21 protein-coding genes and 1 other annotated feature are annotated in these 20941 nt (G+C 36.3%); of the genes, 15 read left to right on the forward strand and 6 right to left on the reverse strand.

The annotated features are described in order from the left end of the window. Nucleotides 1-157: 157 nt before the first annotated feature. From RZ78_RS02570 to RZ78_RS02610, 9 genes are all read left to right on the forward strand, one after another. Nucleotides 158-1192, forward strand: a complete 1035-nt coding sequence (locus RZ78_RS02570; RefSeq protein ID WP_054608039.1) for a methionine ABC transporter ATP-binding protein — start codon at nucleotides 158-160, stop codon at nucleotides 1190-1192. 49 nt (nucleotides 1193-1241) lie between these two features. Further along, complete coding sequence (locus RZ78_RS02575; RefSeq protein ID WP_155368161.1) at nucleotides 1242-1877, forward strand: methionine ABC transporter permease; 636 nt, start codon at nucleotides 1242-1244, stop codon at nucleotides 1875-1877. A gap of 13 nt (nucleotides 1878-1890) precedes the next feature. Next, on the forward strand, nucleotides 1891-2715 hold the full coding sequence (locus RZ78_RS02580; RefSeq protein WP_054608040.1) for a MetQ/NlpA family ABC transporter substrate-binding protein: 825 nt from the start codon (nucleotides 1891-1893) through the stop codon (nucleotides 2713-2715). A 99-nt stretch (nucleotides 2716-2814) separates the two neighbouring features. Further along, nucleotides 2815-3198 (forward strand): GntR family transcriptional regulator, encoded by a 384-nt coding sequence (locus tag RZ78_RS02585; RefSeq protein WP_053791636.1) that lies wholly within the window; start codon nucleotides 2815-2817, stop codon nucleotides 3196-3198. Next, nucleotides 3179-4045, forward strand: coding sequence for an ABC transporter ATP-binding protein (locus RZ78_RS02590; RefSeq protein WP_054608041.1), 867 nt, complete (start codon nucleotides 3179-3181; stop codon nucleotides 4043-4045). Before RZ78_RS02585 ends, RZ78_RS02590 begins: the two co-directional genes overlap by 20 nt. After that, nucleotides 4045-4803 carry a hypothetical protein gene (locus RZ78_RS02595; RefSeq protein WP_054608042.1) on the forward strand — a complete coding sequence of 253 codons (759 nt, stop codon included), beginning with the start codon at nucleotides 4045-4047 and terminating at the stop codon, nucleotides 4801-4803. Before RZ78_RS02590 ends, RZ78_RS02595 begins: the two co-directional genes overlap by 1 nt. A gap of 71 nt (nucleotides 4804-4874) precedes the next feature. Beyond that, on the forward strand, nucleotides 4875-5975 hold the full coding sequence (locus RZ78_RS02600) for a D-alanine--D-alanine ligase family protein (protein ID WP_054608043.1): 1101 nt from the start codon (nucleotides 4875-4877) through the stop codon (nucleotides 5973-5975). 138 nt (nucleotides 5976-6113) lie between these two features. Continuing rightward, the gene (locus RZ78_RS02605; RefSeq protein ID WP_054608044.1) at nucleotides 6114-6665 is read left to right on the forward strand and encodes a DNA-3-methyladenine glycosylase I; all 552 of its coding nucleotides are present in this window, start codon (nucleotides 6114-6116) and stop codon (nucleotides 6663-6665) included. Next, on the forward strand, nucleotides 6665-7507 hold the full coding sequence (locus RZ78_RS02610; protein WP_054608045.1) for a helix-turn-helix transcriptional regulator: 843 nt from the start codon (nucleotides 6665-6667) through the stop codon (nucleotides 7505-7507). The genes RZ78_RS02605 and RZ78_RS02610 overlap by 1 nt, the downstream gene beginning before the upstream one ends. A 35-nt stretch (nucleotides 7508-7542) precedes the next feature. On the opposite strand, the gene RZ78_RS02615 is transcribed toward RZ78_RS02610, so the two are convergent. The 6 genes from RZ78_RS02615 to RZ78_RS02640 form a co-directional block, all read right to left on the reverse strand. After that, the gene (locus RZ78_RS02615) at nucleotides 7543-8004 is read right to left on the reverse strand and encodes a universal stress protein (RefSeq protein WP_053791641.1); all 462 of its coding nucleotides are present in this window, start codon (nucleotides 8002-8004) and stop codon (nucleotides 7543-7545) included. A gap of 20 nt (nucleotides 8005-8024) precedes the next feature. Next, a complete protein-coding gene (locus tag RZ78_RS02620) occupies nucleotides 8025-8309 on the reverse strand; it encodes a hypothetical protein (protein ID WP_054608046.1) in 285 nt (94 codons plus the stop codon). 9 nt (nucleotides 8310-8318) lie between these two features. After that, nucleotides 8319-9572 carry a replication-associated recombination protein A gene (locus RZ78_RS02625; protein ID WP_054608077.1) on the reverse strand — a complete coding sequence of 418 codons (1254 nt, stop codon included), beginning with the start codon at nucleotides 9570-9572 and terminating at the stop codon, nucleotides 8319-8321. 34 nt (nucleotides 9573-9606) lie between these two features. After that, nucleotides 9607-10086, reverse strand: a complete 480-nt coding sequence (locus RZ78_RS02630) for a YueI family protein (protein ID WP_054608047.1) — start codon at nucleotides 10084-10086, stop codon at nucleotides 9607-9609. Nucleotides 10087-10205: 119 nt separating this feature from the next. Beyond that, the gene (rpsD, locus tag RZ78_RS02635) at nucleotides 10206-10814 is read right to left on the reverse strand and encodes a 30S ribosomal protein S4 (protein WP_034534348.1); all 609 of its coding nucleotides are present in this window, start codon (nucleotides 10812-10814) and stop codon (nucleotides 10206-10208) included. 197 nt (nucleotides 10815-11011) lie between these two features. Next, a complete protein-coding gene (locus tag RZ78_RS02640) occupies nucleotides 11012-11476 on the reverse strand; it encodes a GAF domain-containing protein (protein ID WP_054608048.1) in 465 nt (154 codons plus the stop codon). 169 nt (nucleotides 11477-11645) lie between these two features. Here RZ78_RS02640 and RZ78_RS02645 point away from each other — a divergent pair, with 169 nt between their 5' ends. The 6 genes from RZ78_RS02645 to RZ78_RS02670 all read left to right on the forward strand — a co-directional run bounded on the left by RZ78_RS02645 (nucleotide 11646) and on the right by RZ78_RS02670 (nucleotide 20783). Next, complete coding sequence (locus RZ78_RS02645) at nucleotides 11646-13355, forward strand: septation ring formation regulator EzrA (RefSeq protein WP_054608049.1); 1710 nt, start codon at nucleotides 11646-11648, stop codon at nucleotides 13353-13355. Nucleotides 13356-13459: 104 nt separating this feature from the next. Next, the gene (locus RZ78_RS02650; RefSeq protein ID WP_054608050.1) at nucleotides 13460-14608 is read left to right on the forward strand and encodes a cysteine desulfurase family protein; all 1149 of its coding nucleotides are present in this window, start codon (nucleotides 13460-13462) and stop codon (nucleotides 14606-14608) included. A gap of 15 nt (nucleotides 14609-14623) precedes the next feature. Beyond that, nucleotides 14624-15841, forward strand: a complete 1218-nt coding sequence (gene thiI / locus RZ78_RS02655) for a tRNA uracil 4-sulfurtransferase ThiI (protein WP_034532110.1) — start codon at nucleotides 14624-14626, stop codon at nucleotides 15839-15841. A gap of 113 nt (nucleotides 15842-15954) precedes the next feature. Further along, nucleotides 15955-16452 carry a thiol peroxidase gene (locus RZ78_RS02660; RefSeq protein WP_054608051.1) on the forward strand — a complete coding sequence of 166 codons (498 nt, stop codon included), beginning with the start codon at nucleotides 15955-15957 and terminating at the stop codon, nucleotides 16450-16452. Between the two features lie 45 nt (nucleotides 16453-16497). Then, nucleotides 16498-16713, forward strand: a binding site (T-box leader). Nucleotides 16714-16750: 37 nt separating this feature from the next. Then, nucleotides 16751-19411 (forward strand): valine--tRNA ligase, encoded by a 2661-nt coding sequence (locus RZ78_RS02665; RefSeq protein ID WP_053791648.1) that lies wholly within the window; start codon nucleotides 16751-16753, stop codon nucleotides 19409-19411. Between the two features lie 52 nt (nucleotides 19412-19463). Beyond that, nucleotides 19464-20783, forward strand: a complete 1320-nt coding sequence (locus RZ78_RS02670) for a bifunctional folylpolyglutamate synthase/dihydrofolate synthase (protein ID WP_081006879.1) — start codon at nucleotides 19464-19466, stop codon at nucleotides 20781-20783. Nucleotides 20784-20941 lie beyond the last annotated feature (158 nt).

Here is a 20941-nt window from a genome sequence, read left to right on the forward strand (position 1 = left end):
TCTGGCAAACGTTATATTGCTGAAGTATTAAAGATACTTATGAGGCTATTGTCGTGAGGCAATGGTGAATAAAAGGTGGTAACACGAGCTTTTCGTCCTTTACTGTTAAATCAGTAGGTGCGAAAGGCTTTTTTATTTGAAAGTGAGGAGAAACAGTTTGATTAGATTTAAGAATGTTAACAAGAAATACAAACTTGATAAAAGCATCCTAACAGCTGTTAAAGACGTTAACCTAGAAATTAACGACGGTGAAATCTTTGGTATTATCGGTTACTCTGGTGCCGGTAAATCAACACTTGTTAGAATGTTAGATGGTCTAGAAGCCCCAACTTCTGGTTCTATCGAAATTAATGGTAAGGATATTGCGAAATTAAGTAACAAGGAATTAAGATCACAACGTAAGAAGGTTGGTATGATTTTCCAACACTTTAACTTACTATGGTCTAGAACTATCCAACAAAACATTGAATTACCACTAGAAATTGCTGGTGTTGATAAAGAAAAACGTCATCAAAAGGCTGAAAAGCTTATCGAATTAGTTGGTTTAAAGGGTCGTGAAAACGACTATCCTTCAGAACTATCTGGTGGACAAAAACAACGTGTTGGAATTGCCAGAGCATTGGCTAATGACCCAGAAATTCTTATTTCTGATGAAGCAACTAGTGCGCTAGATCCACAAACAACCGATGAAATTTTGGACCTATTACTAGAAATAAACAAGAAGTTAAACCTAACTATTCTTTTGATTACTCACGAAATGCATGCCATTAGAAAGACAGCTTCAAAAGTTGCTGTTATGCAAGATGGTCAAGTTGTTGAAACTGGTAATGTTTACGACATTTTCCAAAACCCTCAACAAGACATCACTAAACGTTTCGTTAACGAAGATGACAATCCGAATGCTAAGGACTTGAGCATGACCGTAGACGAAATCATTAAGAACTATCCAAATGGTATGGTGATTAAGTTAACCTTCAAGGGTACTCAATCACAACAACCAGTTGTATCCCAAATGATTCGCGAATTTGATTCATTAGAATTAAACATCGTTGAAGGAAGTATTCATCAAACACAAGGTGGTTCAATCGGTTCATTAGTTCTACAACTACTAGGAACTCCTGAAGACCAAAATAAGGCTGTTGAATACTTGAAATCAGTAAACGTGGAAGCAGAGGTGATTAACCGTGGCTAATCAAGGAATTCAATCATACTTCCAATTCAATAACGTTAATTGGAGTGCAATGAGACAAGCAACATGGGAAACAGTTTGGATGACTGCTTTATCAATGATTATTGTTGCTGTATTAGGAATTATTTTAGGACTATTATTATTCGAAAGTCGTAACAAGTCTGGTTTTGGTTGGAAGATTATTAACTGGGTAGTATCATTCTTAGTTAACGTATTTAGATCAATTCCTTTTATTATCTTAATCGTATTACTATTACCATTCACAAAGGACCTTGTAGGTACCATTATTGGGCCTAAGGCCGCTATTCCATCACTAGTTATTTCAGCTGCTCCATTCTACGCAAGAATGGTTGAAGCTAACTTTAGAGAAGTTGATGATGGTGTAATTGAAGCCGTTAAATCAATGGGTGGTACTAACTGGGACGTTATCTTTAAAGTATTACTTCCAGAAAGTACACCAGCATTGATTGCCGGTGCAACTGTTACTGCCATTTCATTGATTTCATACACTGCAATGGCCGGTGCTATTGGTTCTGGTGGTCTAGGTTACCTAGCATACTTGGATGGTTTCCAATCAAATAACAACACTGTTACTTTAGTGGCAACCGTTATTATTTTAATTATTGTTCTAATTGTTCAAACAGTTGGAGACTTACTAGTTAAGAAAATCGACAAACGTACACTATAAGGGGGATATTAAAATGAAAAAGCTTTTATCCTTTGGTGGAATCGTTGTTTTATTCATCGTTTTACTATTACTAGGTCCTGGTAACTACAAGGCAAAGAACACAATTCGTATTGGGGCATCTAACATTCCTCATGCACAAATTCTTCGTCATATCGAACCAGAACTTAAGAAAAAGGGCATTAAGTTAGATATCGTTACTTTCCAAGACTACGTGCTACCTAACCGTGCACTAGCAGGAAAGCAACTAGATGCTAACTATTTCCAAACTCCAGCGTTCTTAGATCAATGGAATAAGGAATATGATGGCCATTTAGTAAACGTAGGGGCCGTTCACTTGGAACCAATTGGTATTTACTCCAAGAAGTACAAAAAGCTCTCAGACCTTAAAAATGGTGCTCACATCTTAGTAAGTAGTAATGCACCTGATTACGGTCGTATTCTTCAATTATTCCAACAAAACGGTTTAATTAAGATTAAGAAGGGTGTCAATATTACTCAAGCTAACTTCAGTGATATTGCTTATAATCCAAAACACTTGGTATTCCAAACTGGATACGAACCAAAGATTATGCCATTGATTTACAACAATGGTGAAGGTGATGCTGTGGCAATTAACTCTAATTACGCAGTTCAAGGTGGTTTACAACCAGATAAGCAAGCAATTGCCTTGCAAAAACCTGAAAAGAACTCACCATACTTCAACATTGTTGCTGTTAGAAATGGTGATCAAAACAGAAAAGACATCAAGGAATTGGTTAAGGTTTTACAATCTAAATCAACTCAAGAATGGATTAAAAAACATTACAAAGGTTCTGTGCTACCAGCTAAGAACTACTAATAAAAAAGCGTCTAAGACGCTTTTTTTTATTGACTTTTTTTATGTTAGACTTTATAGTTAGTTACATAAGTAATTAACCAAAGATAGGCGGTGAAAAAGATGCAATTTGACTTTAATAGTCCAGAGCCAATTTTTATTCAGGTTGCCACTCAATTAGAGGATGCGATCTTTACCGGCGCTTTCCAAGAAGGTGCGCAAGTACCATCTACGACAGAAATTTCAAAGCAATTTAAGATTAATCCAGCAACAGTTCTTAAGGGGATGAACATGTTGGTTAATAATGATTTGTTAGAAAAACGTCGAGGCCGTGGTACTTTTGTGAAGCAAGGGGCTCAAGAGATAATTATTAAACGAAGACAGGAACATTTCTACAATGATTACATTTTGAATTTAATCAATGAATCAAAGAAATTGCATCTATCTGAAGACGATATTTTGACACTAGTGAAGAGAGGGTACGACAATGAGCAAGATCGAAGTTAAACATTTAGCTAAACGTTTCAAGTTTGCAAAGCAACCTCTATTAAATGAAGTTAATTTCAATTTAGAAGAAAACGAAATTTATGGATTGTTCGGTGAAAACGGAGCAGGGAAATCAACACTAATGAGTATGATTGCTGATTACAATCGTCCATCAGCAGGACAAATCCTTTTTGATGGACAAGAAGTTCATGAAAATGACGAAGTACTAAGTGAAATTTACTTCATGAACCAGGATGATATGTACACTAGAAAGGATAAGGTTGCTCAAATCTTTTCTTTTGTAGAATCAATGTATCAAGATTATGACGTGGAACTACAAGAAAAGCTAGTTAAGGAATTTAAGTTAGATGTTAACCAAAAGCTTAACAAGTTATCTACCGGTTACCAATCAATCGTTAAAATTATCATCTCACTATGTGTGCCTTGTAAGTTTATTATGTTGGATGAACCCACACTAGGTTTAGATGCCAGAAACCGCGAAATATTCCAAAGTAACTTGATTGAAACATACAGTGAAAATCCAAGAACATTTGTGATTTCCACTCACATTATCGATGAAATTGATCGTATCATCAGTCAAGTGCTATTACTTCAAGACGGAGTAATTAAGATGAACGGAAGCATCGATGAAGTATCATCTAGATCATACAGTGTCTCTGGACCAGCTGAAGATGTTAACAGTTATATTGATGGCGTTAAGGTCTTGGATGAAGAACAACTGGGTCGTTACAAGACAGTTCACTTTATGGATCAACTTCCTGATAGAGAAGTTCCAGCATCCGTTGATATTGAAAAAATGAAACTACAAAAACTACTAGTATACATTATGGATAGGGGGGAACTATAGTGAAGACAAAGGCACTTGCAAAGCAATACTGTCATGATTTTATTCCATACATTTGGTATGGATTAGTCGTTTCTGTTGTTTATATCCTATTCGGTCTTTTATCAGTAGATGGTGCACCATCCGTTGGATATCAATTAAAAGCCAGTTTTTTCATGGCTCCTTATATTATTACGGTTGTCACAATGATTGGCATTAGTTTCAACTACAGACGCTTCAAATTGGCAATGCAAAGTGGAGTTTCACGCAAGACATTTTGGAAAGCTAAGATGCTTTTTATCGCTAAGGCAGCATTAATCGTAAATGTAATTAACGTGATTATTAGCTTCATAAACATGAAGCTGGGACCTAGTGAAACTTACTTGTATTACCAGGCCTATGGTAAAGCTTTTAGTAATGTATTTGCGCAATCAATTTCAATGTTTATTACAGACTATGTGGTATTGCTATTCATATTCGTTGCTATGAACACTTTTGGAACGATGACATCTTTAATGAACAAGATTGGTAAATCAATCTTCTACTCCATTGGGGTTGTTTGCTACATGTTCTTTACTAACTTATTAACTCAATATAGCTCACAAAGATTAATCAGCAGATTTTATGCTCACATCAATGGGGATGCAATTTTTAACTTTATTTTTTCTATTGATGCTAAAGTTCCTAGACCATATCCATTGATTGGATTCATGATCATTCTAGCTATTATTGCAGCATTATTTAATTTGTTATTCACCAAATTAGAACAGGTAAAAAGATAAAAAAGAATTCTTTAATCTATAAAACCATGTTATAATGTAGTTTCAAAGAATTATTGATAGGACGGTATAAAATGATGAAAAAGACTCATTTAGCATTACTTTTCGGTGGAGATTCATCAGAACATGATGTTTCAAAACGTTCAGCTCATAACATTTATGATGCGATGGATAAAGATAAGTACGATATTAGCTTATTCTTAATTACTAAGACAGGAATTATCTTAGATAATGAATCATCACACCGTGTGTTTGATGGTGAACCTGAAGATGCTGTGGTTGAAGAAGCTGTTAAGAACTTAGACTTCTCAGATCCATTGGCCCCAATTAAAAACTTATCAAAGACTAAGGATATTGACGTATTCTTCCCAATCGTTCACGGTAACTTGGGTGAAGATGGTACTATCCAAGGTCTTCTAAGATTACTACATAAGCCATACGTTGGTAGTGGTATTTTGGAATCAGCAATGGGCTTTGATAAAGACATTACTAAGAAGATGTTAAACTTATCAGGAGTTAGAAACACTAACTACCACTTGATTACTCCTGACAACAAAGACCAATTCACTTACGCTAAACTACAAGCTGAATTCGGTGACGTAATCTTCTTGAAGCCAGCTAACCAAGGTTCATCAGTTGGTATTCACAAGGTAACAAACGAACAAGAATTTGAAGACGGCCTAAAGGATGCATTCAGATATGACTACAAGATCTTAGCTGAACAAGCAATCAACGGTCCAGAAGAACTAGAAATCTCAATCTTAGGTAACGAAAAACCAATTGCTTCTCAAGTTGGTGCAATTCGTGTTCCTAAGGAAGACAAGTTCTACACTTACGACAACAAGTTCGTTGATGCTAGCCAAGTTAAGTTTGATATTCCAGTTGATATTCCAGAATCACTATCAGACGAAATCACTGACTTAGCATTACGCGGATACAAAGCATTAGGTCTAAAGGGACTAGCTCGTATTGACTTCTTAGTATCTAAGGAAGGTGTTCCTTACCTAGGAGAAGTTAACACATTACCTGGTTTCACAAACATTAGTCTATACCCACAACTATGGGAAGCTTCAGGTATCAGTTACACTGAACTAATCGATAGATTAATCGACCTAGCTTACAAAGAATTTGATCGTCGAAACAACATCATTCACGATTTCAAACCATTATCATAATAATAAAAAAGAGGTAATCATTTGGATTATCTCTTTTTTTGTTAGAAAATTGTTTAAGAAAGTATTAAATTGACCGAAAAAATTTGTGTTTTTATACGTATGTAATAGAGTAAAAATCACCGAAAGGAATTATGAAATATGAAAAGATGTGTATGGGCTAGCGATAGCGCAGAAATGTTAGTTTATCACGATAAGGAATGGGGAGTTCCAAAGAAAAAAGTATCTGAATTATTTGAATGTTTAACACTAGAAATTTTTCAATCTGGTTTATCATGGTCGACTGTCTTGCGTAAGAGGGATGCGTTTAGAAATGATTTCTCTGATTTTGACGTTGAAAAAATTAGCCAGTTTAAAGATGAAGACATTGAAAGATTGATGAACGATGAGGCGATTATTCGAAATCGTGCCAAGATAATTGCCACAATTCAAAATGCCAAAGCTTGTATGAATAATGATTTAGTTCAATTAACATGGAAACCATTTGATTTTACACAAATGGATGGACTAAATGATAACAATAAGGATGACATTAAAGAGTTCATCAAACCTTACGTTAAACGATTTAAAAATTACGGATTTAAACGTGTCGGACCAACAACACTATATTCATATTTTCAATCAGTAGGGGTGATTAATGATCATGAAATAGATTGTTTCAGACATAAGGAAATAAATGATAATTTTATATAATGATTCAAAGAAAGGATTTTAGAATGAATATTAACGGCACTTTGATCAAGAAGCGACGTAAAAGTTTAAACATAACTCAATGTCAATTAGCGAAGCAAGTTGCTTGTACGCAACCTGTGATTTGTCAGATTGAAAACGGTAGCTATGATCACCAAATTAGTTTATATGTAATCAAAAACATTTGTAAGATATTGTTGCTAGATATTGATAAGGTGATTGAAAACGAGAAGAAAGTAGCCAGTTACGAAATTAATAGCATTCCATTTTGTGCAGCACTATGTATTCCAGAAGAGATACAGGAAAAGCTAGATAAGTATGAAGATGACTTAGAAGATAAAGAAGACATCAAGTACTTCCAAATCATACATGCAGCAGTTCAGCTTAGTAAGCAAGATTACAGTGCGTCGGTTGATGAGCTCCAAAGGCTGAACTACGACTTCTACGACAAAAATGAGATTAGCATGCAAAAGATGGTGATTATGGGGATGCTTGCGATTGACTACTTTGCGATGAATAAATTCTCCATTGCTTATCAATATGTGGTCGAGACAATTGAATTAACCAAACAAATGAGTAGATTAGATATTGAGGATATGCAGTTCTTGATTTTATACCGTGAACTAGATGCAATTTGTACAACACTGGACTTAAAGAGTGATTCTAGTTATTTAAAGGAGATATCATGCCGTGCCTTTTACCGAAGTATTGTCGGTATTGAAAGTAAGGGGATTGATATCAAATTTGATAAGCTAGAACAACCCAACGGTGTTTTTGAATACTGGAAACAGTTTTTAAGTGAAAATAATCCATTGTCGGTCAATGACGATTGGACGGTGGAATAAAAGAAGACCTGGATATTAATCCAGGCCTTTTTTGTTTATTTTTGTACTTTATTGTCTAAGTCAGATTTTACGATTAAGACATCACATTCTGCTACACGAGTTACATATGAAGCAACTGAACCGATTAATAAACGTTCAGCAGCACTTTGTCCGTTGGCACCGATGATGATTAAATCAGTATCGAAACGATCAACTAAATCTCTTGAGATAATTGACTTAGGAGCACCATATTCAATTGTGTAATCAACATTCTTAATTCCAGCATCTTGGGCTTTCTTTAAGTATTTTTCTAGTGAGCTTTTAACACGGCTAGTAACGTCATCTAACATTGATGAGTCGAAATTAGCTAGGTTAGTGAATGATCGCGTATCGATTACGTGCACGATGTGTAGGTCAGCATCATTGTGCTTGGCAACTTCAATTGACTTGTTGAATGCTAACTTTGAGTTTTTTGAACCATCGATTGGAATCATAATTTGACTGTAATCTTGTAACATATTCTTTCACCTCAAACTATTTACTTGGTAAGGAAGGTAAGTAACATTAACTCCATCACCAATAACATTATACAACTTATTACCATGATAGTTGTAACGAAAAAGATATTTGGAATAAAAATTGCGATTGCTGAAAAGACAGCTAAAACGCAAAAGACAATCCCAAAGAACTTAACGATTTTACCCAATGCTTGATTGTTTTCAGGATGTAGCATCATGAAGGGCTTATCTGTATGGGTTAAAAGGAAACGACCAATTGTGAATAATACAACTGTCGCTAATAATACTAGAATTCTAATTAACATTGCAGACTCCTATTTATCACGTTGTGCGTGAAGTAGTTTTTCGTATTGTTGTTTAAACGTACTTTCAATCTTACCATTTGTTTTTGGTTCATAGTAAGTATCGTTTTTAATCTTAGTAGGTAAGTACTGTTGTTTAACCCAATCATTTGGATAGTCATGGGCATATTTGTAATTAACACCATGGCCTAACTTCTTAGCACCTGAGTAGTGACTATCCTTTAGGTGATCAGGGATGTCACCGTAGTTACCAGTGCGAATCTTAGCAATCGCTGCATCAATCGCACGCATTGCGGTGTTTGATTTTGGTGATAGGCATAATTCGATGATGGCGTTGGCTAGGGGAATTCTTGCTTCGGGGAAACCAACCTTGTTGGCAGCTTCGATGGCAGAAACCGTTCTAGCACAAGCGGCTGGATTAGCTAATCCCACATCTTCATATGCGATAACCATCAAACGACGACTAATTGAATTTAAGTCACCGGATTCAATCAAACGACCAGCATAGTGAAGGGCGGCATTAACATCTGATCCACGAATTGATTTTTGAAAAGCGGAAACAACGTCATAGTGAGCATCACCATTTTTATCCTGTGTTAAAGCTTTTCTTTGTAGACATGATTCCACGTCTTCTAACGAGATATGAATGATACTGTCGTCATCAGGGGAAGTGGATTTAGCTGCAAGTTCTAGTGCATTTAATGCACTTCTTAGGTCACCATTGGTGCTGGTTGATAGGAAGTGTAATGCATTTTCGGCTAAATCGATGTTCATATTACCCAATCCGTTGTCTTTATCGGTTAAAGCACGTTTGACGGCTGATTTAATATCATCTTCATTAAGAGGGTGCACCTCAAAGATTTGGGTTCTACTTCTAATGGCGGGATTGATATTAATATATGGGTTTTCGGTAGTAGCACCGATTAGGATAATATTACCGCTTTCAAGTAGTGGTAATAAGAAGTCTTGTTTGGTCTTATCTAAACGGTGAATTTCATCTAGTAATAAGACTACCGTTCCAGACATCTTGGCTTCTTCAGCGACAATCTGTAGGTCTTTCTTCGTATCGGTTGCTGCATTTAATTGACGAAATGCATACTTAGTTGAACCAGCAATCGCACTGGCGATACTGGTTTTTCCTGTTCCAGGAGGTCCATATAGAATCATTGATGATAAAATTTTTGCTTTTACCATTCGATCGATGATTTTACCAGGACCGACTAAGTCTTGTTGTCCGACAACGTCCTCGATTTTCTTTGGACGCATACGGTATGCTAATGGATGCAATTTATCATCACCTTTATTTGAATATATTTTTTAACTTACCAAAAAATGATTGATTGGTTTGGTTGTCATCAGAATTATTTGATGAATCTGTGGTTGTATCTTGTTGATTGTACTTTTCTTCGAAATCAACAGGGTTAACGTTAATTGATTGACTGTTAGCGTAGACTACACCGTAATTATCGGGTGCGGTACGGTAGAATGAGTCAGTCTTAATAACGAACTTGATGTTATTTTGTGATGCTAGTCTGATAAAAGGGGAGACAACATCATGATCCAAGTTACCATTAATGATTAGTTGGTAGCTGTTATTATTATCAAATTCCTTTTGAAGGGCATTGACAGCGTTTGGATTTGATAGATCCTTGATTTGGATTGCTATAGAAACTCGTTCTCTAAAAGTACCTAGGTATCTACGTTGTTCATCCGGGTTAACCTTTGGAGTTCCACCCATGGATGATTGTTCTAAACGACTGCTTACATCATCTTCACTCATATTAATTGCTCCTTTTCATTTATGTCTTAGTACTATTTTATCATTAATTAAAAGAGGGTAGAAAAAAAGCGTTTTGCAAATGCAAAGCGCTTTTTTGGAGCAACAAGTATAACCAGAAATTATAGCTTGTTGTAGTATTCAACGATTAGTGATGCATCAATATCAGCATTCATTTCGTCACGTTGAGGTAATCTAGTTAGAGAACCTTCTAGTTTGTCAGCATCGAATGAAACGTATTGTGGACGACCAACAACAGCTTCAACGGCTTCCTTGATGATTTGTAGGTCTTTTGATTTTTCACGAACTGAAATAACTTGACCAACTTTTACTTCGTATGAAGGAATGTCAACACGTTTGCCATCAACAGTGATGTGACCGTGGTTAACTAATTGACGAGCTTGACGACGAGTAGTTGCTAAACCTAAACGGTAAACAACGTTGTCTAGTCTACGTTCTAGTAATACCATGAAGTTATCACCGTGACGACCTTCTCTAATCTTACCCGCACGAACGAATAGTTTTGAGAATTGACGTTCAGTTAAACCGTACATGAAACGTAGCTTTTGCTTTTCCTTCAATTGAGTACCGTATTCTGATAGCTTACCGCGACGACCTTGACCGTGGTCACCTGGTGCGTATGGGCGACGAGCTAATTCTTTACCAGTACCTGAAAGTGAAATACCAAGACGACGAGAAATTCTCCAACTTGGACCTGTATATCTAGACATAAAAATATCCTCCAATAAAAATTATTATTTGGAGTAAAATAATCACTGTACACTTAGTATTCGTGCATATTGCTCTGCAATGTTCACCCCAGCAGCCGTGGGGGTACTAATTGAACCATTAAGGCATCAATATGTTGACGAGCTTACCGTGTACTGCTGCATTATTTTACACAAAAGTTATTGTATGATTATTACCACTAATTGTCAATGGTTATGTGGCTTTCAAAGACTTTTACAAATTCTTCTAGCATTTCTTGATCTTCTTTAGAGAAACGATCAAAGATAGGGGCGTCAATATCTAAGACACCAAATCTGATTCCATCCTTTGCAATTGGGATGACAATTTCTGATTTACTGTTTGAATCACAGGCAATGTGACCAGGGAAATCATTTACATTTTCTACGCGGATAGTTTCGTTCTTATCAAATGCAGTACCACAAACACCGCTACCGTTTTTAATGTGGACACAAGCGACTTTACCTTGGAAGGGACCTAAGATTAATTCGTTTTTATCATCTACATAGGTGTAAAAACCGGTCCAGCTAACATCTGGAAGTTCTTGCATTAGTAGTGCAGAGGCATTTGCCATGTTGGCAACGTTGTTGTGTTCATCGGTTAACAACGCGTCTAACTGTTGTGCTAACATTGAATTGATTTTCATAATTGAAAACTCCCTTGTATATATTGATAATTAGGTATTTTAATAATTATCTCGTATGATATAATTGAATATAGTTAATTAGTTTATTATTAAAATATTAAAAATACAAATGTTTAATGCTAAAAAAGATTAGATTAAAATAAAAAGTTGTAAGGGGACAGATGTCAAAATGATTGATTTGGTTATTTTCATAATAGTAGTGCTTGTAATACTACTATTAGCGACATTCTTTTATCGAAAGAATCTATTTAAACGACTTGACGGTCTGGAAAAGCAAAAGGCTAATCTAAAGGACGTAATGGTCGGCGACGAGTTGGAAGCAACTGGTAAAATTAAATTAAATGGTGAATCTTTCGACAAATTTAATGAATACAAAGAACAATATGAAAAAATTACCAATTCAGACTTAACAAGTATCAGAAGTGATATGAGTGATGCAGAAGATTTCCTTAATAGTTACAAGCTATTATCAGCCAGCGTTACTATTGGTGACCTGGGGGATGCAATTGAAGTTGTTGATGGCAAGTTAAATGACATTCATGATGGTCTAAGTGAACTTCAAGAAGTTGACAGTTTACACCGCAAGGCAATCGAAGATGTTGATAATACCATCAGAGAAATTAACCAACAACTGCTATCACAAAACTACTCATTTGGTCCAAGCAGCGATAAGCTTGAAGATAAGCTAAGCACTATTAAGGGTGTTTACGAAGAATTCGTTGCTGAAACTGAAAATGGTGATCAAAACAAAGCCGAAGAATTACTTGGCAAGATTAACAACTTGATCAATGAAATGAATGAATTAATGAAGATTATTCCTGATACATATGTTTCATTATCAAAGGAATTCCCAAGACAATTGGATGAAATTGAACGTGGTCATCGTACTATGATTCAAACTGATTACAACTTTGTTGAAGATGATATTGATGACACTATCAACGCTCTAAAGGAATCATGCCAAGAAGGATTGAAGTCACTAGCTGAACTAGATATCCCTGAAACCAAGAAGACATGCACATATATTGAAGAAACAATTGATTCAATGTATGCCATCATGGAAAAAGAAATCGTTGCTAAGCGTAAGGTTAAGAAAAACATCAGCTTGGTATATGACTTCATCTTCCATGCTAAGAACCAAAACCGCATTCTAAGTGATGAACTTGAAGGTTTAAGCAAGAACTACAACTTAGAACACGATGAAATTGAAACCACTGCTGAATTAGCTGATAAAATCAGTAAGATTGAAACAATTTACAATAATGATTACGATGCAATCAACGGTAATAAGGCAGTATATTCTGTCATTCAAAAACATCAACAAGATGCAAAACAAGAACTAAGCTCAATTGAAAAACAACAAAAAGACATCAATGATTCTGTTGCTGAACTAAGCAAGGAAGAAAGAGTTGCCAGAGACAGCCTTCAAAAGTTTGATTTACAACTATTAAACATCAGAAGACGAATTGACAACCTAAACCTTCCTGGATTAACCGAAGACTTCTTAGAACGTTATGATTACGTATACAACGAAGTTTCAAATCTATCAGCATCAATCAACCAAGTGAAGATTAGTATGGATGAAATTAACCAAAAATTGGCTAACATTTCAGACACAATGGATCACTTGCTATCCGATACAGAAAACATTGTTGATAGTGCAATGCTATCAGAACGTTTGATGCAATTCGCCAACCGTTATAAGAATGCCAATGAAGATTTAAACGCTGCCTGTGCACAAGCAAAGGACTACTTTGATAATCGTTACCAATACGAAAAGAGTCTAGCTACTATGGCTGCTGCAATCGAAAAGGTTAATCCAGGTGCATACAAGCAAATGGAAACTGAATACTATAACGAAAAGAAAACAACTAAATAAAATAAAGAAGTAACTTTGATGTCATTCAAACGTTACTTCTTTTTTTCTGTTATAATGTCAAATATAGTTGAGTCGGACAAATCCAAAAATGAAGAAGGGTAATAATGATATACTTTGACAATAGTGCCACAACAAAACCTGACGATTCTGTTGTAGCAACTTACGATAAAGTAAGCAAAGAATTTTGGGGAAACCCATCTAGTTTACATCAATTTGGTGAACAATCATTCAATTTGTTGGAACAATCTAGAGCACAAATTGCTAAATTACTAGGTGTTTTACCAAGTGAAATATTATTTACCAGTGGTGGAACAGAAGGTGACAACTGGGCAATCAAGGGAACTGCCTTTGAAAAGCGTGCCTACGGAAATCACATTATCGTAAGTTCTGTTGAACATCCTGCAGTAAAGAACTCCGTTGAACAATTAACACAATTGGGCTTCGAAGTTACTTACTTACCAGTAAATGATGAAGGACGTATCTCTGTCGATGATTTAAAGAAGGCAATTAGACCAAGTACAATTTTGGTTTCAATCATGGCTGTAAATAATGAAATCGGTGCAGTTCAACCAATTAAAGAAGTCGGGGACCTTTTAAAGGATTATCCTAACATCAGTTACCACATTGATTCCGTTCAAGGAATTGGTAAGGGTATCCAAGATTTGATTTTCAATGATCGTGTTGACTTTGCCACTTTCTCAGGTCATAAATTCCACGCACCAAGAGGTGTCGGTTTTATGTACAAACGAAGTGGTAAGAAGATTGCTCCATTAATTACTGGTGGGGGCCAAGAACGTAACCTAAGAAGTAGTACAGAAAACCTACCTGCCATTACCGCAATGGCACGCGCTTTACGTCTATTATTAGATGATGAAGATAAAAAGGTTGCAAAACAACGTAAAATCAAGCAAAATATTTTAGGACATATTTCTAAATTTGATAAAGTAAAGGTCTTCTCAAAGGATAACGAACACTTTGCACCACATATTTTATGTTTTGCAATTCTAGGTGTTCGTGGTGAAACAATCGTCCATGCTTTTGAAAGTCATGGAATCTTTATTTCAACTACAAGTGCATGTTCTTCTAAACGTCACGTTGCCTCAGGTACTTTATCTGCCATGAAGGTTGATGAAGACGAAGCAACTAGTGCTGTGCGTGTTTCATTAGATGAACATAACACAATGGAAGAAGCAGATCGTTTTAACGAAGTCTTTGACGAACTTTATGAAAGATTTAAAAAGATTAACTCATAGAAAGGAAATTCGTGAATGCAATATACTGAAATAATGGTCAGATACGGTGAATTATCCACAAAGGGTAAGAACCGTAAAGACTTCATTAAGCAACTAGGCAAGAACGTTGACAGAGTGTTGCATGATTTCGAAAACCTAAAGGTAAGTGCTAAGCGAGATCGTTTGCACGTTACTTTGAACGGTGATGACTCAGATAAAGTTATCGAACGTTTAAAGGATGTTTTTGGAATTGAAAACTTTTCTCCTTCAATCAAGGTAGAAAAGGACATCGATAAGGTTAAAGAAACCGCCGTTGAAATGGTTAAAGCCCAATTCAAAGACGGTATGACCTTTAAGATTGACACTCGTCGACAAGACAAGCATTTCCCAATGGACACTCACGACATTAACGATGCTCTAGGTGGATACATCTTGAGCAACGTTGATGGTATCAAGGTTCAAATGAAGAACCCTGACATCAAGTTAAGAGTTGAAGTTCGTATGAACGGTATCTTCTTATCAAGTGAAACCATTGACGGTGCCGGTGGATTACCTGTTGGTACTGGTGGACGTGCTACTATGATGCTTTCTGGTGGAATTGATTCACCGGTTGCAGCATACATGGGAATGAAACGTGGAGTGAAGTTAGATATGGTTCACTTCTACAGTCCTCCATACACAAGTGAACAAGCATTAGCTAAGGCAAAAGAATTAGCTGCTAAGTTAACTCGTTTTGGTGGTAACATTCAATTCATTCAAGTTCCATTTACCGAAATTCAAGAAGAAATTAAGGAAAAGGTTCCTGAAGGATACTTAATGACTATTCAACGTCGTATGATGTTAAGATTGGCCGCTAAGTTGACATTAGACAGACACTGTAAGGGTGTCTTCACTGGTGAATCACTAGGTCAAGTTGCATCACAAACTCTTGAAAGTATGATGGCAATCAATGACGTAACTACTGTTCCGGTATTGAAACCATTACTTTCAATGGATAAGACAGAAATCATTAAGATTGCTGAAAGAATTGATACTTACGATCTATCAATTATGCCATTTGAAGACTGTTGTACAGTCTTTACTCCTCCTGCACCAAAGACTAAGCCTGATCTAGAAAAGACTAGAGCATGTGAAAAGTTAATTGATGTTGAAGGATTAATGCAACGTTCATTAGACAAAGTTAAGATTATCGACATTAAACCAGGGGAAGAATTCTTGAATGCTCAAGAAGATGTTTTCGCTGAATTACTATAATCTATAAAAAAGAGATCATCTTTATTGATGGTCTCTTTTCTTTTTGCTTGCAAATCAATCGTGTAAGTTGTATTTTAAATAACTAGCAACTACCAATTAAGGAGATTTATAACATGAAATTAAAATTTTTAGACAAACCAGTAGAAACAATTAAAGAACCAATGGATAAGGGACAAGCTCTACCAGATTTCAAAGTCCTAGATGCTAACAACAACGAATTCACTAACAAGGATTTAATCGGTAAGCCAGCATTGATTTTAACTGTTCCAGACGTTAACTCAAGAGTATGTAGTCTAGAAGCTAAGAAGTTCAACAGAAACGCTGACAAGTATGAAAATGTTGAATTCTACACGATTTCAAAGAACTCAGTTGAAGAACAAAAAGATTGGTGTGCAGCTAAGGGTGTTGAAAGCATGCATTTATTATCAGATGCTGACACAGACTTTGGTAACCAATCAGGTACTTACGTTAAGGAAATTGACGCATTAGCACGTATGGTTTTTGCCATCGATGCAAATGGTGAAATTGTTTACCGTCAAGTCGTAGAAGAAATTGGTTCACAACCAGATTTCAAAGAAGCTCTAGCAGTTGTTGAAAAATTAAACAAATAGAGTTGACGATTTTCCAAAAATTGTCTAATATAATCAATATAGATTACAAATGCGAAGATCAAGAGAGTAGTTTTGGTGATGAGTATCAGAGAAAAGATGATTAGGTGAGACATCTTTCCGTTATCAAAACGAAGGTAGCTTGTGAGCATTCATATTGATATTGATAATTTAGATATGAACGGGCCATCGTTAATTGGATTAAGAGAAAGTATTTTTTTAATGCTTTAAATTAGGTGGTACCGCGAGCACTTCGTCCTATTGGATGGAGTGCTCTTTTTATTTACTGGAGGGATGGACTATGGCAAAAGAAACTGAAATGTCTACAAAGTATGACCATGACGCCGTTGAATCAGGTCGTTATGAAAAATGGCTAGAACAAGACGTTTTCAAACCAAGTGGTGACAAGAAGGCAAAACCTTATTCAATCGTTTTACCACCACCAAATGTTACTGGTAAGCTTCACTTAGGACATGCATGGGATACAACCTTACAAGACATGTTAATCAGACAAAAGAGAATGTTAGGATACGATACCCTATGGGTTCCTGGTATGGACCATGCTGGTATCGCTACTCAAGCTAAGGTTGAAGCTAAGTTAAGAGACCAAGGCGTTTCTCGTTACGATCTAGGTCGTGAAAAGTTTGTTGACAAAGTTTGGGAATGGAAAGATGAATACGCAGCAACTATCAAGAAACAATGGGCTAAGATGGGACTTTCACTTGATTACTCACGTGAACGTTTCACTTTAGACGATGGTTTATCAGAAGCTGTTCGTAAAGTCTTCGTTGATTTATACAACCAAGGTTTAATTTACCGTGGTGAATACATTATCAACTGGGATCCACAAGCACAAACTGCTTTGTCAGATATCGAAGTTATTCATAAAGATGATAAAGGTGCCTTCTACCATGTTAAGTACCCATTTGTAGACGGGACTACTTTTGATGGTAAAGATTACATTGAAATTGCCACTACACGTCCTGAAACTATGTTTGGGGATGTTGCCGTAGCTGTTAACCCAAGTGATGAAAGATACAAAGACATCGTTGGTAAGAAGATTATGGTTCCTCTAGTACAAAGAGAAATCCCAATCATTGCTGACCAATATGTAGACCCTGAATTCGGTACTGGTATGGTTAAGATTACTCCAGCCCATGACCCTAATGACTTCAAGGTTGGTAACAGACATGACTTAAAACGTATTAACACTATGAATGGTGACGCAACTATGAACGAAAATGCCGGTAAGTACGTTGGTATGGATCGTTTTGATGCTAGAAAAGCAATGGTTGCTGATCTAGAAGACCAAGGTTACATGCTAAAGATTGACCCAATTGTTCACTCAGTTGGTCACTCAGAAAGAACCGGTGTTCAAGTTGAATCAAGACTTTCAACTCAATGGTTCGTTAAGATGCAACCACTAGCTGACCGCGCAGTTAAGAACCAATCAACTGATGATAAGGTTAACTTCGTGCCAGAACGTTTTGAAAACACATTTACTCAATGGATGGATAACATTCACGACTGGGTTATTTCAAGACAATTATGGTGGGGTCACAGAATTCCAGCATGGTACAACAAGCAAACAGGCGAAATGTACGTTGGAATGGAAGCTCCTAAGGATGCTGAAAACTGGGAACAAGATCCTGACGTTCTAGATACTTGGTTCTCATCTGCGTTATGGCCATTCTCAACTCTAGGTTGGCCTGATGAAAACTCAGAAGACTTCAAACGTTACTTCCCAACTAATACTTTAGTTACTGGTTACGACATTATCTTCTTCTGGGTATCAAGAATGATTTTCCAAAGTCTAACATTTACAGACCGTCGTCCATTCAAGGATGTTTTACTTCACGGACTAATGCGTGATGCGCAAGGCCGTAAGATGAGTAAATCACTTGGTAATGGTATTGATCCAATGGATGTTATCGATAAGTACGGGGTTGACGCATTGCGTTGGTTCTTAGCTACTGGTAATACAGCTGGACAAGACGTTCGTTTCAGTTACGAAAAGATTGAAGCTGCATGGAACTTCATTAACAAGCTATGGAACGCTAGTCGTTACGTAATCATGAACCTAGGCGACATGGAAAAACCAGAATTACCTGATTCATCTGAATGGAACTTAGCAGACAAGTGGATTCTAAGTAAGTTAAACAGCGTGGTAAACCAAGTTACTGATCACTTTGAAAAGTACAACTTTGGTGAAGCTGGACGTGCATTATACGACTTCATTTGGAATGACTTCTGTGACTGGTACATCGAAATGAGTAAAGAAACTCTAACTGGTGACGATGAAAAGGCTAAGAACAACACTAGAAATATCCTAGCTTACACATTAGACAAGATTTTGAAACTAATGCACCCAATGATGCCATTTGTTACTGAAAAGATTTGGTTAACAATGCCTCATGAAGGTGAATCAATCGTGGTTGCTCCATACCCAGTTAACCATGACGAATTCAAGGATGCTAAGGCAGAAAAAGACATGGCTGCATTAATCGAATTGATTAAGGTAGTTAGAAATATCAGATCACAAGCTAATGCTCCAATGTCATCATCAATCGACCTATTGATTAAGACTGATAATGATGACTTGAAGAACATCTTCGAAGAAAACAAGCATTACATCGATCGTTTCTGTCATCCAAAGGAATTATCAATTGGTTCAGATGTTGTAGCTCCTAAGTTAGCTATGACTGGAATCATGACTGATGCAGAAATTAGTATTCCTTTAGCCGAACTAGTTGATTTAGACGAAGAAATCGCTAGAATCGAAAAAGAAATTGAAAACTACACATTTGAGGTACAACGTGCCGAAAAGAAACTTGCTAACAAGAAGTTCGTTGACAATGCTCCAGAACAAGTTGTTAACGCTGAAAAAGAAAAGCAAGCTGATAACCAATCTAAGTTAGATGCTGCAAAGCAACGACTAGAAGAAATTAAGAGTCAAAAGTAATTTAGATTAATTAAAGAGTCGGGCGATATTGTCCCGGCTCTTTTTTGAAGGGATGACAAAGATGGATTATGAAACAGCGCTTAGCTTTATCCATGGTAGATATAAATTTAAAAAGCATCCAAGCTTAGACATTATCAAGGACCTTTTGAACCGTTTAGGTAACCCACAAAAAGACATTAATGCTATTCATGTCGCTGGAACCAACGGGAAGGGGTCTACGGTAGCCTACCTTAGAAATATCTTCCAAGCAGACCATAAAACTGTTGGAACGTTTACATCACCATTTTTAATTAAGTTCAACGAACGCATTAGTGTGGATGGCAATCCAATTTCAGATGCTGAGTTGGTTGAATTAGTGGAAAAGATTAAACCAATTGCTGAAGAAATGGATGAGACTATTGAAGGCGGTGGTCCAACTGAGTTTGAAATCATCACCGCTATGATGTTTTTATACTTTGCCAAGCATCCAGTTGATGTTGTGATTGTGGAAGTCGGAATTGGCGGTATTTTGGACTCTACCAACGTGTTTGAACCAACTGTCTCAGTGATTACAACAATTGGGATGGATCACATGAAGTTGTTAGGTGATACGATTCCAAAGATTGCCAGTCAAAAAGCGGGAATTATTAAAGAAAACCGTCCGGTTGTAATTGGTAAGGTCGATGACGACGCGATGGAAGTGTTCAAAAATAAGGCTTCAGAACTTGATGCACCATTATATGCTTACGGCAGTGAATTTAATACTTCTAAACCAGTCATGAGCAACAAATGGCAACAATCATTTGATTATGAAGATGATGATAACTTGGTCCGAAACATCAAGACCAGCTTGTTAGGCTTTTACCAACCACACAACGCGGCATGTGCGATTAAGGCATATGTTTTACATCAACAAGATAAAGGTAAAGAAGTAAATAGTTCAGCAATTATTAGTGGAATTGCTAAGACAACCTGGCCAGGTCGTTTTGAAAGAGTTAATGATCAACCACTAGTCGTCCTAGATGGTGCCCACAATATCGATGCCGTTAACGAAATCAAGAAATTATTAATCAAGGACTTTGCTTTAAACGAAATTTACATCATTATCGGTATCTTAGCCGATAAAGATTACATGGATATGTTGAATATTTTAGGTAGTATTAAGAATGTTCATTTAGTATTAACTAAGTTTGAGGCTTACGGTTCAAGACAAAGTGTCGATGTAGATGAGATAAGCGGTCAGATTAAGGCTAAAAATCCAGTGTCTGTTATTGATGATTGGAAGCAAGCAATTGCTCAAACTGCTGGTGAAATGTCAGAAGATGACATGATTTTAATCACTGGATCGCTATATTTCATCTCAGATGTGCGAAAATTATTCAAATTAGAATAAAAAATTGTTAAATTTTAAATTCTTTAATGATAAATGTTGCAAAATCGTATACACTAGAGAGTGTTATTAAAAATAAAAAAATAACTATGGTATACTAAGAAAGTATGCAAAAAAAGGTGAAATTAAAAATAGCCAGCCAAATGTAATTATGAAGGGAT

Origin of the sequence: Apilactobacillus kunkeei, from assembly GCF_001308195.1 — a bacterium.
Taxonomy (GTDB): Bacteria; Bacillota; Bacilli; order Lactobacillales; family Lactobacillaceae; genus Apilactobacillus; species Apilactobacillus kunkeei_C.

Excerpts from the sequence above, each read along its gene's own strand:
- RZ78_RS02605 (WP_054608044.1), top strand. The coding sequence starts at position 6,114 with ATGAAAAGATGTGTATGGGCTAGCGATAGCGCAGAAATGTTAGTTTAT.
- RZ78_RS02600 (WP_054608043.1), top strand. The coding sequence starts at position 4,875 with ATGATGAAAAAGACTCATTTAGCATTACTTTTCGGTGGAGATTCATCA.
- RZ78_RS02630 (WP_054608047.1), bottom strand. The coding sequence starts at position 10,086 with ATGAGTGAAGATGATGTAAGCAGTCGTTTAGAACAATCATCCATGGGT.
- rpsD (WP_034534348.1), bottom strand. The coding sequence starts at position 10,814 with ATGTCTAGATATACAGGTCCAAGTTGGAGAATTTCTCGTCGTCTTGGT.
- RZ78_RS02590 (WP_054608041.1), top strand. The coding sequence starts at position 3,179 with ATGAGCAAGATCGAAGTTAAACATTTAGCTAAACGTTTCAAGTTTGCA.
- RZ78_RS02640 (WP_054608048.1), bottom strand. The coding sequence starts at position 11,476 with ATGAAAATCAATTCAATGTTAGCACAACAGTTAGACGCGTTGTTAACC.
- thiI (WP_034532110.1), top strand. The coding sequence starts at position 14,624 with ATGCAATATACTGAAATAATGGTCAGATACGGTGAATTATCCACAAAG.
- RZ78_RS02645 (WP_054608049.1), top strand. The coding sequence starts at position 11,646 with ATGATTGATTTGGTTATTTTCATAATAGTAGTGCTTGTAATACTACTA.
- RZ78_RS02650 (WP_054608050.1), top strand. The coding sequence starts at position 13,460 with ATGATATACTTTGACAATAGTGCCACAACAAAACCTGACGATTCTGTT.
- RZ78_RS02615 (WP_053791641.1), bottom strand. The coding sequence starts at position 8,004 with ATGTTACAAGATTACAGTCAAATTATGATTCCAATCGATGGTTCAAAA.
- RZ78_RS02625 (WP_054608077.1), bottom strand. The coding sequence starts at position 9,572 with ATGCGTCCAAAGAAAATCGAGGACGTTGTCGGACAACAAGACTTAGTC.
- RZ78_RS02585 (WP_053791636.1), top strand. The coding sequence starts at position 2,815 with ATGCAATTTGACTTTAATAGTCCAGAGCCAATTTTTATTCAGGTTGCC.
- RZ78_RS02670 (WP_081006879.1), top strand. The coding sequence starts at position 19,464 with ATGACAAAGATGGATTATGAAACAGCGCTTAGCTTTATCCATGGTAGA.
- RZ78_RS02610 (WP_054608045.1), top strand. The coding sequence starts at position 6,665 with ATGATTCAAAGAAAGGATTTTAGAATGAATATTAACGGCACTTTGATC.
- RZ78_RS02580 (WP_054608040.1), top strand. The coding sequence starts at position 1,891 with ATGAAAAAGCTTTTATCCTTTGGTGGAATCGTTGTTTTATTCATCGTT.
- RZ78_RS02665 (WP_053791648.1), top strand. The coding sequence starts at position 16,751 with ATGGCAAAAGAAACTGAAATGTCTACAAAGTATGACCATGACGCCGTT.
- RZ78_RS02660 (WP_054608051.1), top strand. The coding sequence starts at position 15,955 with ATGAAATTAAAATTTTTAGACAAACCAGTAGAAACAATTAAAGAACCA.
- RZ78_RS02620 (WP_054608046.1), bottom strand. The coding sequence starts at position 8,309 with ATGTTAATTAGAATTCTAGTATTATTAGCGACAGTTGTATTATTCACA.
- RZ78_RS02575 (WP_155368161.1), top strand. The coding sequence starts at position 1,242 with ATGAGACAAGCAACATGGGAAACAGTTTGGATGACTGCTTTATCAATG.